This is a genomic window from Chryseobacterium sp. PMSZPI, from assembly GCF_002835665.1.
Taxonomy (GTDB): Bacteria; Bacteroidota; Bacteroidia; order Flavobacteriales; family Weeksellaceae; genus Chryseobacterium.
In genome coordinates, this window is sequence record NZ_PIZV01000070.1 from 151,999 (window position 1) to 165,700 (window position 13,702).

The following is a 13,702-nucleotide window of genomic DNA, read 5'->3' on the forward strand; positions in this document are numbered from 1 at the left end:
TCTTTTATCTTTTATCTTTTATCTTTTATCTTTTCTTTTAATCTTAATTCATATATTTGCAGTATCAAAAAGGAAATGGTGTTCTTCCTTCCCCAACCGCTTTACAAAAGCTGATGACGCCTGATTAAGAGATTATTAATAGATTAACTGATCAGGGATACTATGTCAAAAAATCAACCAACATTTGGAGAAAAAGCAATTTTTCACACTCAATTTTTCTTCAGAAAATTTCCGGCTCTGCCTTATATTGCAAAATGGCTTTGCATTAGTATCATTATTGGAGCATTAGTAGGAACAGCTTCTGCAGGTTTTCTGCAATCAATGGAATGGGTTACAAACTATAGAGAAAACCACTTATGGCTAATAGCTTTACTTCCAGTAGCTGGTTTTCTTATCGGACTTTTGTATTATTATTGGGGAAAGGATGTGGAGGCGGGAAATAATCTTCTAATTGATAATATCCATGATCCTAAAGGAATTATCCCGTTCAAAATGGCTCCTTTTGTTTATTTAGGAACAATTGCCACTCATTTTTTTGGAGGTTCTGCAGGACGTGAAGGTACAGCTCTTCAGATGGCCGGAGCCATTGCCGACCAGCTGACCAAACCTTTCAGACTTGATAGAAACGAAAGAAAAATATTAATTATTGCTGCCATTGCTGCAGGTTTTGGCTCTGTTTTCGGAACACCTTTGGCAGGTGCCGTTTTTGGATTGGAAGTCTTTTTGATCGGAAGAATCCGATACAACGCTATCTTTCCGGCTTTTGCTTCAGCAATATTGGCAGATTGGGCAACCAATTTATGGAACGTTAAACACACCCATTATCATATTGATTTCATTCCTAAGCTGGAGTTTTTACCTATCCTGTACAGTATTTTAGCCGGAGTTGCTTTCGGAATCTGCGCTGCTGCTTTCAGTAGAATTATCCATTGGGCAGGCTCTATTTTCAAATCCAAAATCAAATATCCTCCACTTCGTCCCGTAGCAGGTGGAGTGATTATTGCTTTAGCTGTTTTTGCAATGGGTACAACACGATATATAGGATTGGGTGTTCCGATTATTGTAGAGTCTTTTCAAAAACAACTTCCATTGTATGATTTCATCTTAAAAATGATTTTCACCATTATAACACTTTCTGCAGGATTCAAAGGTGGTGAAGTAACCCCTTTATTCTTTATTGGAGCTACTTTGGGAAGTGCTTTATCTTTATTTATACCTCTTCCATTCGGATTATTGGCAGGAATGGGTTTTGTCGCTGTATTTGCAGGAGCAACGAATACTCCTTTAGCCTGTATGCTGATGGGAATCGAATTATTTGGTGCAGAATCCGGGGTCTATGTGGCAATTGCCTGTGTCGTTTCTTATCTTCTCTCAGGGCATAATAGCATTTACACCCGACAGAAAATTGGAGAGGCAAAAAACAAAAGGTATGAGAGTCAGGAGGATCGGTCTATATCGGATTTTTTGTAGGTATGGTTAGCTGGTTGCTGGTTGTCTGGGTGCTAGTTGTTTGGGTGTTGGTTGTTTGGGTGTTGGTTATTGGTTCTACACTACACAGCATTGAACATCGAACCTGTTCCTATTTTTCGCCATTTCCAACTATAATTCGTAATTTTACGCCATGTTCGATTACAGATTAAAGGTTTTCCATACGGTAGCATCCAGATTAAGTTTTACAAAAGCGTCAGAAGAACTTCATATTTCACAACCTGCTGTTACCAAGCATATTAAAGAAATAGAAACTCAACTAAGTACTAAATTATTTGATCGTAAGGGCACTTCTATTCAGCTGACTCAAAGCGGAAAGATTTTATACGAATATGCTGAGAAGGTTAGAAATATTTATCGTGATCTGGAATTTGAGATCAGTCAAATCAATCAACAGCATAAAGGAAAATTAATTATTGGTGCCAGTACTACCGTAGCACAATATATTCTCCCTGAAATACTGGCCAAATTCAACGCTTATTATAAAGATATCAAGATTGAACTTCTTACGGGAAATACTGAAGCCATTTCATCTCTTTTAAAAGAAGAAAAGATAGATTTGGGAATCATTGAGGGAGAATCTCAATCTTCTTATTTTGATTATAAAACGTTCAAACCTGATGAAATTGTTCTTACTGCCAAAACAGATCATCCACTGGCGGGAAAAACTTTACAAGTCAAAGATCTCTATAACATTCCTTTTATCTTCCGCGAGCAAGGCTCAGGAACATTGGAGTTTATCCAAAACCGTTTAAAGGAAAAAGAAATCAATATCAATGAATTAAATACTGTGATTCAACTGGGAAGCAGTGAAAGCATTAAAAACTATCTACTCCATTCCGATTGCATGGCTTTTCTTTCCATAAGCACTATTTTAAGTGAACTGAAAAACAATACGCTAACCGTTATAGACATTAAAAACTTCAGTATCGAAAGAGATTTTCACTTTATTCTCCCAAAAGGTGAACAATCTGAATTAATAGAATTGTTTTTGAGATTTGCAGAGTAGTTTTTGCGCAACACCCAAACTGCTAATAAAACGAAAGCCTATCGTTTTACCAGCCTTACACTTATGAAGTAAGGACATTCTCTTGTAGGTTTTGGCTAAAGCCAATGGAATATTTAAAAATGTATTAGGGCGGGCTTCCTTCGTCTACGCTCAGGATCATAACCCACCTCTATTGATGCAGCTAAGCTAACATTGAAATTTAACGACAAGATCTTTTATCTTTTATAACTTATAGTTATCCATCATAACAAAATACAATTTATTTCGTAATACTATATTGCCGAATTTTGTCACATAATTAAAGTTCGCACTATGAAAGATTTCATTCAAAATGAAACAACACGAAAAATAGTTTTTATTGTATTGGCTATTATATGTTTAACTCCACTTATTTCCTCTCCTATAGCACTGGCTCTTGGTTTTGCATTAGCCGTTTTTATAGGAAATCCTTTTGAAAAACAGCTCCATCAATATATTCATTTGCTATTGCAGATTTCAATTGTCGGCTTAGGATTTGGATTGAAACTGGATGAAGCTTTACATGCGGGAAAAACAGGATTAATGTTAACTGTAGTCAGTATTGTAACGGTAATGGTTTTAGGATATATCTTAGGAAAGATATTTAAACTGGAAAGACCACTATCCTATCTTCTTTCGGCAGGAACTGCCATTTGTGGCGGCAGTGCCATCGCAGCTGTTTCTCCCATTATTAAGCCCAGCACCAAACAAATTTCTCTGGCTCTGGCTATTGTTTTTACTTTAAATTCTATTGCTTTATTTGTTTATCCTGCTATTGGACATCTATTACACCTTTCGCAAGAACAATTTGGACTATGGTGTGCTGTAGGAATCCACGACACGAGCTCTGTAGTGGGTGCAGCAGGTAAGTATGGTAATGAGGCCTTAAAAACAGCTACGACAGTAAAGCTGGCCCGTGCTTTATGGATTATTCCTGTTTCTCTGATTACCATGTTTATTTTTAAAAGCAAAGATTCAAAAATAAAGATTCCATGGTTCATTGGATATTTCATTGTGGCAATTCTTCTCAATACTTATTTTCCTTTCTTTGATCAGTTTAGTGTTCCCATAACTGTTTTAGCAAAATCAGGATTAAATCTTACCTTATTTTTTATTGGATCAACCCTTTCCATTCAAACATTAAAGACAATAGGCTTTAAACCTTTATTTACAGCTATCCTTCTTTGGGTAACCATTAGTGTCGGTAGTCTGCTTTATATTATTCACTAAAAGCAGCAGAACCCTTTTGAAAAATCAAAAGGGTTCTGCATATTAAATGTGGAAATGTTTATTTCATACTGAAATAGCTTCTTAAATAGCAGACTGACCACAAGTATAAACCTGCGGGCAACCTATATATTGCACACAGTACCATGGTCCTGTTACAGAACCGGAGCAACTGCATCCGCAAAGAGAAAGGTCAGGATTGCCACTGATTCCTCCTGTAATGTTTTTCAAATCTTCTTTTCTTAATTTTTTAGCGTTTTTCATAATGTGGTTGTGGTTTAGTTTTAATTAAACAATATAGTTTTAGTCACTTCCCAAAGTTAAACAAATATTAATTATTTGCAACAAAATTTATTAAAAATTACAATAATATTCTGATTTTAACCCTATTACTATGTTCAAAATCAGGAATAATACGCTACCATTTATTAAACAAAACAAATCATTCAGTAAATTCCAAATCTTTATTATGGGTTTCTGAAATTGTATATGAAGAATAAAAAGCAAGTCCAAACACCACTACTCCTACAATAGCAGCACTTTCTATCACAGAAAAGTTATGTTTAAGCGTATCAAATGCTAAAATCATAACCGGCACCAATCCTCTTACCATATTCGGCACTGTAGTCGTTGCCGTATTCCTGATATTGGTACCAAACTGTTCTGCAGCAAGCGTGACAAACATTGCCCAATATCCTGTCCCAAAGCCTAGCCAAACACAAAAAAGATAGTACTTTGTTTCTGTATTTGTATTTCCAAACAACATAACACCTACTCCTACTAAAGTGAACGCCAACATGTAAAATATTGCCATTTTCCTGGATTTCAAAGCATGCGAAATAAAGCCACTCATCAAATCTCCAACAGAAATCCCTACATAAGCCCACATAATTGCTTTTCCGGGGTTGAGATCCTTTATTCCCAATTCAGGGGCAAATTGGTTGGCTAAAACCGCCAGAATACCTATACAATACCAGGTAGGGAGTCCCACTGCAATACATTTCAAATATCGTATCAATCTGTCTTTATTGGTAAAAAAGGAAAGAAAATTCCCTTTAGCAACAGTCTTATGTTCAATATTTTTATAGATTCCGGACTCTGAAACACTTATCCTCAGGAGTAATAACAAGATTCCCATGATCCCGCCAATGATATAGGAAATATTCCAACCACCGGCTAATTCTACCGTTAACTGGGCAACCACTGCCCCCATTAATCCGAAACCGGCTACAACGGATGTTCCAATAGCTCTTAGATTCTTCGGAAGACTTTCAGAAACCAATGTAATTCCCGCTCCAAGTTCTCCGGCCAAACCAATTCCCGCAATGAACCTCAAAGCGGCATATTGATACACCAAATGCTCTTTTGGAAAATAGGGAAGAAAGCCACAGGCTATATTGGCTAAAGAATACACTAAAATAGAACCAAAGAGTACGGAAAGCCTTCCTTTCTTGTCTCCGAAAATCCCCCAGAAAACACCACCAATAAGGAGTCCTACCATCTGGCAATTCAGAATAAAGGTTCCGTCAGCATCAGGATTCAATCCGAGAGCTTTTAAGCTTGGAATTCTTACGATTCCAAATAAAAGGAGATCATAGATATCTACAAAATAGCCCAGGGCAGAAATAATAACGGGAATAGAAAAAATGTACTTCAATTTTGAAGACAGGGACAGTTCTTGCATTTTTAAGTTTTGATAAAAATAAAAAACCTTTCAATTTCTTGAAAGGTTTTTATAAAATATCTTTATGTGATTATTATCTTGCAATATTCACAGCTCTCGTTTCTCTGATTACTGTTACTTTTACTTGTCCCGGATAAGTAAGTTCATTCTGGATCTTTTCAGAAATATCGTAAGATAATTGAGAAGCCACTTCATCATTTACTTTTCCGCTTTCAACCATTACCCTTAATTCTCTACCTGCCTGGATAGCATAAGCACTTGATACTCCATCGAAGCTTAGTGCTGCAGATTCAAGATCTTTCAGTCTCTGGATATAAGATTCCAAAACCTGTCTTCTTGCTCCCGGTCTTGCTCCTGAAATAGCATCCGCTACCTGGATAATCGGAGATAATAATGACTTCATTTCAATTTCGTCGTGGTGAGCTCCAATAGCATTCACTACTTCAGGGTTTTCACCGTATTTCTCTGCCCACTGCATTCCTAATAATGCGTGTGGTAGTTCAGATTCCTGTTCAGGAACTTTACCGATATCGTGTAATAGACCTGCTCTCTTCGCTAGTTTTACGTTTAATCCTAATTCAGCAGCCATAGTTGCAGCGATGTTGGCTACTTCTCTAGAGTGCTGTAGTAAGTTTTGTCCGTATGAAGAACGATACTTCATTCTACCTACGATTTTGATTAATTCAGGATGTAATCCGTGGATTCCCAAATCAATGATGGTTCTTTTTCCGACTTCAATGATCTCCTCTTCGATTTGTTTTCTTGTTTTCTCAACAACTTCTTCGATTCTTGCCGGATGAATTCTTCCATCAGTTACCAATCTGTGAAGGGACAATCTTGCGATCTCTCTTCTTACCGGATCGAAGCAAGAAAGAAGAATTGCTTCCGGTGTATCGTCAACAATGATTTCTACTCCTGTTACCGCTTCTAAAGCACGGATATTTCTACCTTCTCTACCGATAATTCTACCTTTTACTTCATCAGATTCGATGTTGAAAACAGATACTGAGTTTTCAATAGCCTGCTCAGTACCAATTCTCTGAATGGTTTGAATAACGATTTTTCTCGCTTCATTTTTAGCATTCATCTGAGCTTCTTCCATGATACTCTGAACATGTGCCTGAGCTCTGGTTTTGGCTTCAGCCTTCATGGTCTCTACCAATTCTGCTTTTGCTTCATCAGCCGTATAATTAGAGATTTTCTCGAGTATTTCAACCTTTTTAGCTGTAGCTGTATCTAATTCCTGCTGTTTTCTTTCTAAAATTTCATTTTTCTTAGCATAATCTGCAATTTGTTTATCCAGATCTTTTTCCAGTTTCCCGGTCTTGCTAAGTTCGTCATTCAGTTTGTGTTCTTTGTCTTTGGTTCTTTTTTCAACTTCCTGCATTTTCTTTTCACGGGACTGAATATCAGCATCATGCTGTGATTTCAATTCCAGGAATTTCTCTTTAGCCTGAAGGTTCTTTTCTTTCTTTATGGATTCAGCTTGTACATTAGCTTTTTCTATAAGGTTTTCGGCATTTTTCTTGGCATCATCTATGATGAATTTCGCTTTAGTATTCAACGAGCTTTTGGAGAAAAATATCCCCACTACAGCCCCAATTACTAAGCAAACAACACCTACTATTACTTCTATCATAATATATATTGAGTTTTAATTGTATTCATATTCTTTTCAATTTAAATAAAAAAGCCTACAATAATTCAGCGATTGAGAGTAAACTCCTAATCAACACGATTTGAACTGATTTCCACTGTCTGTAATCCGGAAATCCGGCACGCCATTCAATGGACATTTGTTCGGTAATTGTTTAGCGTTGAGTTTACCTTTAATGTGTTAGAATTATTGTAGGCAGTCTGTTTCGGGAAAAGAATTCTATTTCCCGATTTCATTCAACGTCTGATTAATTTGTACTAATCTTTCGTTGGTAGAATTAATATTTTTTTCGTAGTTCAGAGATACAACCTCAGCATTGGTTCCCAATTTCAGGGCACACATCGCCAAAGCATCCTGTTTATCTCTTACATCGAAGTTTTGTTCAAAATCTTTAATCATATTTTCGATCTGCTTCCCGACTTTACGCAAAGTTTCCTCCTCTGCTGCCGGTACGTTCAGCGGATATACCCTTCCTGCAATGTTTATGGTTATTCTCCTTACCTCCATTATAATCCACTGTTTTGAAGCTGAGCAATACAGAAATCAATTTCTTTTACCAATCTGTTGATATGATTTTTCATTAACCTATTGTGTTCAGGATTTCCTGATATTGCTGAATAAAGTTTTATATTTTTTTGCTCTTCTGCTAATACCTGATTTCTTCTTCTTTCCTCGTCGTATTTCTTCTTCAGTTCCTCATGCTCAACACTTAGCTCTGATAACTTTTCAGTAAGATTCTTGTAATTCTTTTGGAGAGCTAAAATTTTTCTCTCTAATTCTGAAAAATTGTTTTCTAAATCTTGAAGCATTTCAGGTTTGTATATTCTAACTAGAAGCAAAAATAAAAAAATAATAACACTAACAAAAATAAAACGCTCTATATTTTGGTAAGTCAACAAAAAAGGAGATGCAGAAGCACCTCCTTTGTATTTTTTATGTGAGTATTTTTATTCAAATTTCAGAACAAACATTACCGCTCTCGTTTGTAATGTAGAGATCGCAGATGCCCAATAAGGAGGTGTAGTCGCATTATCTGCCACTTTTTCATTATTCATAAAGAATGTTCCTCTGATGGCAGGAGTCAGCTTAAATTTGTTGAAATAAAACTGAATTCCCATTTCTGCAGACCATGCAAAATTGTGTGTTGTTGATCTGAAAATTCCTTGCATATTGTCATCGGTTGATCCGGAATTAGACTGAAGATTCACGATATAGTTTACCCCGGCTGCAATATAAGGCCTTGAATTGTACCATCTCTGACCATGAAGCTCCACAAGAACCGGAATATCTATCAATGTAGATTTAATTTCTCTTACTCTATCTTTTTCCTGTAACGGAATTGGTGTAAAAGGAGGATTCGTTAAAGATCCGCCGGCATAGATATCGTTAGATTGGGTATTAAAAGTCAACTGCCTTTGGGCGAACTGTAAACCAGGCTCCATTCTTAAATCCAAATAATCATTCAGTCTCCATTTTGCGATAAGCCCCGCACCGAAACTATAACTTTCTTTAGATGTAACAAGATTCTGATTTTCATTCATACCGTACCTCGGGTGTAGTACGATACGGTAGTCCAGTTTATTCCCGTTCAAATAAAAACCCCAACTGAATTTTTGTTCGTCGAAATCTTCCAACTTATCCATTCTGTTTCGGGTTCTAAATTGCGCGTTTGCAAAAACGGCAACATTTACTGAGGTTAAAACCAGTGCTTTTAATAGAAATTTATTCATAGGTTACTTTGTTGCTTTATAAATTGTGGCTATACCTAAACTTAGTTTTTTATATTCAACTTTCTTAAATCCCGTATCTAAAAGAATTTGCTTCATCTTTTCCCCGAAAGGAAAAGCATTTACAGAATCCGGAAGGTATGTATATGCCCTATTATCTTTGGAAACCAGTCTGCCTATGGCAGGTAATATATTTTTAAAATAAAACATATATAATGGCCCCATGAAACCCTCAACCTTTGAAAACTCCAGTATGTAAACACTCTTGTTATCTTTAACTACTCTTCTTAACTCTGCTAAACCTTTGGTAAGGTTCTCAAAATTCCTTACTCCAAATGCAACGGAAACAGCATCAAATCTATTGTCCTCGAAAGGTAAATTTTCCGCATCTCCTTTTTGCATGGAAATTTTGCCGTCTAATTTAAGTTTTTTTATTTTAATAACGCCAACATTGAGCATTTGTTGTGATAAATCTAAACCAACTACCTTCGAACCGGTTCCTTTTTCAATCGTGATTGCCAGATCTCCCGTTCCTGTAGCCACATCCAGCACTTCTTGCGGGTTATCTTTTTTCATCCATTTTACCAATGTATTTCTCCATAAAACATCAATTTTCATAGATAAAACATGGTTCAGAAGGTCATATTTCGGCGCAATGTTGTCGAACATATCCTCTACCTGGCTCTTTTTTGTAGCCTCTGAATTGTAGGGAGTAACTTTAGTGATATCTTTTGTCAAAACTTAAAACTTGTAATATTCTTTATAATAATTTAGGTAATCCTGCTTTCTGAAGATTTTTGATCTCGATTCCACTTTCTGGATATTCTTGATCACTTTATCATAATCTTCATCTACATTGTAATAAAAATCTTCGGTGTACAGTTTATTGAAACGTTGCGCACCTCCCAGATATTCTTTTCCATCGATCTTCGTTTTATCAAGCGCCATCAATAACGAATCCTTCTTAAGGTTGTATCCGTAGTACTGATCATTCACATAATAATCCTGGTGAGCAATGTTGATTAAGCCTCGAAGTTTATTCACTTCAAACGCTGAATCGTAAAGCATCTTTTTATTTTTATCAAAAACCTGAATAGAGTTTTTCCCCTTATTCAAATCCACATGAACGTACTGCCCTGCTGAAATGATTCCCTCGGAACCATTATTGATTTTAAAATAAAACGTTTCGGGAGTAGGATTGTCTACCACATAATAATTCTTCTTGGCTAAAAAAAGGAAGTAGATCCCAAAGGCAACGATAAACGCCACAGCTGCAATAAGTAAGCCTTTTAAGGACGAGTTGTTTTTCATAGATTGTAAAGTACAATTTTTGCAAATTTAATAATATTTTTAATTCTCCGTTATTAATATTAATTATTAACTTTGCATCTTTAAAAAAATCATATAAACGAATGCCGAATACGATCATTATTGGCTCTGGATGTTATATTCCGAACAGAGTTATTGGTAGAGATTATTTTATGAACTCCGAGTTTTATACTGAGGATGGGGTGAAAATTGAAAAACCTGTGGAAGAAACGATTGCGAAATTTGTAGAAATTACAGAAATCGAAAACAGGAGGTTCATTGAGGATGATCTTTCTAACTCACAAATCGGGTATGAAGCCGCAAAAATTGCTCTTGCTGATGCAAAAGTAGACGGTGAAGAATTGGATTATATTATTTATGCCAGTAATTTCGGCGAAGTTACGGAGAACGGATACGCAGATTTCATGCCGACAATGGCTGCCAGAGTAAAAAATAAGCTAGGTATTAAAAACAGAAAATGTGTAACGTATGACATGATTTTCGGTTGCCCGGGATGGGTGGAAGGTATGATTTTAGCAGATAACCTGATTAAAGCCAAGGTTGCCAAAACCATCCTTATTATTGGAGCTGAAACGTTAAGCAGAGTAACAGATCCACACGACAGAAACAGAATGATCTTTGCTGACGGTGCCGGTGCGGTAGTGGTAAAAGCTACCGATGAAGAAAACGTAGGAATTATCGCCCACAATACGATCTGCGACAATGGCCCGGAATTAAACTATCTTGAAAACCAACCTTCTATCAACAAAGAAGTAGACCAAAAGCGTCTGTATGTAAGAATGTTGGGTAGAAAAATCTACGAATACGCTCTTAAAAATGTACCGGTTGCCATCAAAGACACCATTACTGATGCGGGACTTTCCATTGAAGATATCGATAAAATCTTAATCCACCAGGCTAATGCTAAAATGGACTACGCAATGATCGAAAGACTTCACAGACTTTATGACGTAAAAGAATATGATCACGCAATCTCTCCTATGACGATTCAGGATCTAGGAAACACCTCTGTAGCTACTATTCCTACCATGTATGATTTAATAATTAAAGGAAAAATGGAGGGTCAATCGTTTAAAGATAAAGGTAACATTGTAATGACTTCGGTAGGTGCCGGAATGAACATCAATGCTATCGTTTACAGATTTCCTTAAGATATAATTTTAATTAAAAATAGATAAAAAGCACAAAGGAAGTCTTCTTTTGTGCTTTTTTTACACCAGAATATGCAAAAGAATCTTTTAATTATTGCCGGAATCTTCCTTTTTTTGGAGATTTACATTTATCAGGCTATAAGAACGCTCACAGATAATTCATGGATAAAAATAGGCTACTGCATTTTATCTTTACTTATCTATGGAATTTTCGCTTATGAAGTCATGCATTTTCAAAGATCGGACCGAAGCACACTCAGAGCCCAGGTCATGATCTCGTTATTTCTGATCTTCATTCTTCCAAAAATCTTTGTGGTTTTATTTCTATTAATTGATGACATTATCCGAACCGGCGGCTACCTGATCGGATTCACCAAACCATCCGAAAATTTCTTCCCGGAAAGAAGAAAGTTCCTCAGCCTGGTTGGTTTAGGAATGAGCGGAGTCCTTTCTGCCTTATTCATTGATGGGATTACTTTTGGAAAATACCGTCATAAAGTAAGAAAGGTGAAAGTTAAGCTATCTAATCTTCCAAAAAGCTTTAAAGGATATAAAATCATTCAAATTTCCGACGTTCATAGTGGGAGCTTTTCTGATCCAGGTAAATTACAACATGCAGTTGATTTAATTAACGAACAAAAACCTGATCTTGTTTTATTTACAGGAGATATGGTTAATAATATAGCGGATGAATTCAAACCTTTCATCCCGTTATTCTCACAAATTAAAGCTAAAGATGGTAAACTTGCAGTACTGGGAAATCACGATTATGGAGATTACGTGACCTGGGACTCCCCTGCTGCCAAAAAGAAAAACCTCGACACTCTCATCGACTATGAGAGACAAGCCGGCTTCGATATGCTGAGAAACGAAAACAGGATCATTGAAAAGAATGGAGAAAAACTATACATCCTTGGTGTTGAGAACTGGGGATTAAAACCTTTTCCACAATTCGGAAAAATAGATGAGGCATTAAAAGACGTGCCGGAATCCGCTGCAAAAATCTTAATGAGCCACGATCCTACCCACTTTGATCAAATTGTCAAAAAACATCCTGGAAACATCCAATTAACACTTTCTGGACATACGCACGGAATGCAGTTCGGTCTTGATCTTAAAAATGTAAAATGGTCGCCTGTACAATATCGTTATCCAAAATGGGCAGATTTGTATGAAAGTGAAGGGAAACTATTGTATGTAAACAGAGGATTCGGGGTCCTTGGATACCCGGGAAGAGTGGGTGTGCTGCCGGAGATTACTCTTTTTGAATTGGGTTAGTTCTTAGTTGCTGGTTGGATAGTTGTTGGTTGCTTACTAGTTGGCTGGTTGCTGGTTACTAGTTGGATAGTTGCTAGTTGGGTAGTTGCTAGTTGGGTAGTTGCTGGTTGAACAGTTCCTGGTTGCTAGTTACTAGTTGGGTGGTTACTGGTTGGGTGGTTGTTGGTTGCTGGATGTTTTATTGTTGCAAGTTAGTTGAGAATGGGCTATGAATATTTTGATTCCTGATTCCACAATTTACTTGTGAAGCAAAATTCATTGATATTGATGAGCATCCATTACTATTCCACAAAGCATTCTCCCTAATCCCTAATCCCTAATCTCGACAACCTATCACCTAAAAAATATAATCTTTCATGCGGGAAGTAGCCATTTCCCTGTCATTGAGAAAAGTAAGGAGGGCATCTAGTTTGTCCTCCATTTTTTTACCCGAAAATAGACTTCTGTAAAAAGGAATATCAAAACGGTATTTTTTAAAGTCTGTAAACTGCCAGGTATTTAGGTAAATCAAAACAAATTCTTCATTCTGCAACGTTTCTAAAACCATATTCTGGTAATACTTCATAGGCAAGATCTGAAATACAAAATCATTATAGGGTAATTGACTGTAAGGAGAGATACTTTCCGGGACAATACTTAATCCGTCTTCCTCGGTAATTTCAGTGTCTCTTTTTAAGCGTTTGAAAGGAAAAAGAATATTTGCATTGTCGATATTAGAGACGTAATTAAATTCCAACAATTTCAAATTTTCCTGTGAGATTTTTACATCTTTTTGGCGAATTCCCCGGATCTGTTTTTCCAAAAGATCCTGAATATTTTTTTTGGCGTTTTCAATTTCTTCCAGATTTGACCCTTTATTATAAAAAGCAATTTCATGCCCTTTGGATGAAATTGCTTTTATAAGATTCTGCAGTTTTTGAGTCAGGGAAATCTCAACAAAAAAACTTGCTTTGACATCATGAATATCTAAAATTCTGAGAATCGCTTTGGTATTCTCTTCTGTGATTTTCAATCTTTCTTCATCGTTGATTCGAGAGCCATTTTTACATTCAGCCTCCATATTCATTATGTTGAAAGTTAATAAAATCATATTAAATTAAATTTTAGATAAAAATTATAACAAATTAAAAATCA

General features: G+C 36.3%; 14 protein-coding genes and 1 riboswitch. Of the genes, 5 read left to right on the top strand and 9 right to left on the bottom strand.

All coding sequences use genetic code 11. The features are described from left to right. Nucleotides 1–62 precede the first annotated feature (62 nt). A riboswitch (Fluoride riboswitch) is annotated at nt 63–130 on the top strand. 32 nt (nt 131–162) lie between these two features. The 3 genes from CW752_RS14340 to CW752_RS14350 all read left to right on the top strand — a co-directional run bounded on the left by CW752_RS14340 (nt 163) and on the right by CW752_RS14350 (nt 3,745). Further along, nucleotides 163–1,470 (top strand): voltage-gated chloride channel family protein, encoded by a 1,308-nt coding sequence (locus CW752_RS14340; protein WP_185117639.1) that lies wholly within the window; start codon nt 163–165, stop codon nt 1,468–1,470. 151 nt (nt 1,471–1,621) lie between these two features. Continuing rightward, on the top strand, nt 1,622–2,497 hold the full coding sequence (locus CW752_RS14345) for a LysR family transcriptional regulator (protein ID WP_101240384.1): 876 nt from the start codon (nt 1,622–1,624) through the stop codon (nt 2,495–2,497). Between the two features lie 312 nt (nt 2,498–2,809). Continuing rightward, nucleotides 2,810–3,745, top strand: coding sequence for a YeiH family protein (locus CW752_RS14350; RefSeq protein WP_101240385.1), 936 nt, complete (start codon nt 2,810–2,812; stop codon nt 3,743–3,745). Nucleotides 3,746–3,826: 81 nt separating this feature from the next. Here CW752_RS14350 and CW752_RS14355 read toward each other — a convergent pair whose 3' ends face one another. The 8 genes from CW752_RS14355 to CW752_RS14390 form a co-directional block, all read right to left on the bottom strand. Continuing rightward, the gene (locus CW752_RS14355; RefSeq protein WP_101240386.1) at nt 3,827–4,006 is read right to left on the bottom strand and encodes a hypothetical protein; all 180 of its coding nucleotides are present in this window, start codon (nt 4,004–4,006) and stop codon (nt 3,827–3,829) included. A 178-nt stretch (nt 4,007–4,184) separates the two neighbouring features. Then, nucleotides 4,185–5,426, bottom strand: a complete 1,242-nt coding sequence (locus CW752_RS14360) for an MFS transporter (RefSeq protein WP_101240387.1) — start codon at nt 5,424–5,426, stop codon at nt 4,185–4,187. 73 nt (nt 5,427–5,499) lie between these two features. Continuing rightward, a complete protein-coding gene (gene rny / locus CW752_RS14365; RefSeq protein WP_185117640.1) occupies nt 5,500–7,065 on the bottom strand; it encodes a ribonuclease Y in 1,566 nt (521 codons plus the stop codon). 237 nt (nt 7,066–7,302) lie between these two features. After that, on the bottom strand, nt 7,303–7,590 hold the full coding sequence (locus tag CW752_RS14370) for a cell division protein ZapA (protein ID WP_101240389.1): 288 nt from the start codon (nt 7,588–7,590) through the stop codon (nt 7,303–7,305). Beyond that, the gene (locus CW752_RS14375) at nt 7,590–7,892 is read right to left on the bottom strand and encodes a hypothetical protein (RefSeq protein ID WP_101240390.1); all 303 of its coding nucleotides are present in this window, start codon (nt 7,890–7,892) and stop codon (nt 7,590–7,592) included. The genes CW752_RS14370 and CW752_RS14375 overlap by 1 nt, the downstream gene beginning before the upstream one ends. A 138-nt stretch (nt 7,893–8,030) precedes the next feature. Next, complete coding sequence (locus CW752_RS14380; protein WP_101240391.1) at nt 8,031–8,813, bottom strand: porin family protein; 783 nt, start codon at nt 8,811–8,813, stop codon at nt 8,031–8,033. Between the two features lie 3 nt (nt 8,814–8,816). Next, nucleotides 8,817–9,548, bottom strand: a complete 732-nt coding sequence (ubiE, locus tag CW752_RS14385; protein ID WP_101240392.1) for a bifunctional demethylmenaquinone methyltransferase/2-methoxy-6-polyprenyl-1,4-benzoquinol methylase UbiE — start codon at nt 9,546–9,548, stop codon at nt 8,817–8,819. A 3-nt stretch (nt 9,549–9,551) separates the two neighbouring features. Beyond that, the gene (locus tag CW752_RS14390; protein WP_101240393.1) at nt 9,552–10,121 is read right to left on the bottom strand and encodes a hypothetical protein; all 570 of its coding nucleotides are present in this window, start codon (nt 10,119–10,121) and stop codon (nt 9,552–9,554) included. A 101-nt stretch (nt 10,122–10,222) separates the two neighbouring features. Here CW752_RS14390 and CW752_RS14395 point away from each other — a divergent pair, with 101 nt between their 5' ends. Continuing rightward, the gene (locus CW752_RS14395) at nt 10,223–11,290 is read left to right on the top strand and encodes a 3-oxoacyl-ACP synthase III family protein (RefSeq protein WP_101240394.1); all 1,068 of its coding nucleotides are present in this window, start codon (nt 10,223–10,225) and stop codon (nt 11,288–11,290) included. 72 nt (nt 11,291–11,362) lie between these two features. Then, nucleotides 11,363–12,568: a metallophosphoesterase gene (locus CW752_RS14400; RefSeq protein WP_101240395.1), complete on the top strand. Its 1,206-nt coding sequence runs from the start codon at nt 11,363–11,365 to the stop codon at nt 12,566–12,568. A gap of 337 nt (nt 12,569–12,905) precedes the next feature. Here the strand turns inward: CW752_RS14400 and CW752_RS14405 are convergent, their stop codons facing one another. After that, nucleotides 12,906–13,658, bottom strand: a complete 753-nt coding sequence (locus tag CW752_RS14405; protein WP_101240396.1) for a polysaccharide deacetylase family protein — start codon at nt 13,656–13,658, stop codon at nt 12,906–12,908. Nucleotides 13,659–13,702: the final 44 nt, after the last annotated feature.

Excerpts from the sequence above, each read along its gene's own strand:
- CW752_RS14340 (WP_185117639.1), top strand. The coding sequence starts at position 163 with ATGTCAAAAAATCAACCAACATTTGGAGAAAAAGCAATTTTTCACACT.
- CW752_RS14345 (WP_101240384.1), top strand. The coding sequence starts at position 1,622 with ATGTTCGATTACAGATTAAAGGTTTTCCATACGGTAGCATCCAGATTA.
- CW752_RS14350 (WP_101240385.1), top strand. The coding sequence starts at position 2,810 with ATGAAAGATTTCATTCAAAATGAAACAACACGAAAAATAGTTTTTATT.
- CW752_RS14355 (WP_101240386.1), bottom strand. The coding sequence starts at position 4,006 with ATGAAAAACGCTAAAAAATTAAGAAAAGAAGATTTGAAAAACATTACA.
- CW752_RS14360 (WP_101240387.1), bottom strand. The coding sequence starts at position 5,426 with ATGCAAGAACTGTCCCTGTCTTCAAAATTGAAGTACATTTTTTCTATT.
- rny (WP_185117640.1), bottom strand. The coding sequence starts at position 7,065 with ATGATAGAAGTAATAGTAGGTGTTGTTTGCTTAGTAATTGGGGCTGTA.
- CW752_RS14370 (WP_101240389.1), bottom strand. The coding sequence starts at position 7,590 with ATGGAGGTAAGGAGAATAACCATAAACATTGCAGGAAGGGTATATCCG.
- CW752_RS14375 (WP_101240390.1), bottom strand. The coding sequence starts at position 7,892 with ATGCTTCAAGATTTAGAAAACAATTTTTCAGAATTAGAGAGAAAAATT.
- CW752_RS14380 (WP_101240391.1), bottom strand. The coding sequence starts at position 8,813 with ATGAATAAATTTCTATTAAAAGCACTGGTTTTAACCTCAGTAAATGTT.
- CW752_RS14390 (WP_101240393.1), bottom strand. The coding sequence starts at position 10,121 with ATGAAAAACAACTCGTCCTTAAAAGGCTTACTTATTGCAGCTGTGGCG.
- CW752_RS14395 (WP_101240394.1), top strand. The coding sequence starts at position 10,223 with ATGCCGAATACGATCATTATTGGCTCTGGATGTTATATTCCGAACAGA.
- CW752_RS14400 (WP_101240395.1), top strand. The coding sequence starts at position 11,363 with ATGCAAAAGAATCTTTTAATTATTGCCGGAATCTTCCTTTTTTTGGAG.
- CW752_RS14405 (WP_101240396.1), bottom strand. The coding sequence starts at position 13,658 with ATGATTTTATTAACTTTCAACATAATGAATATGGAGGCTGAATGTAAA.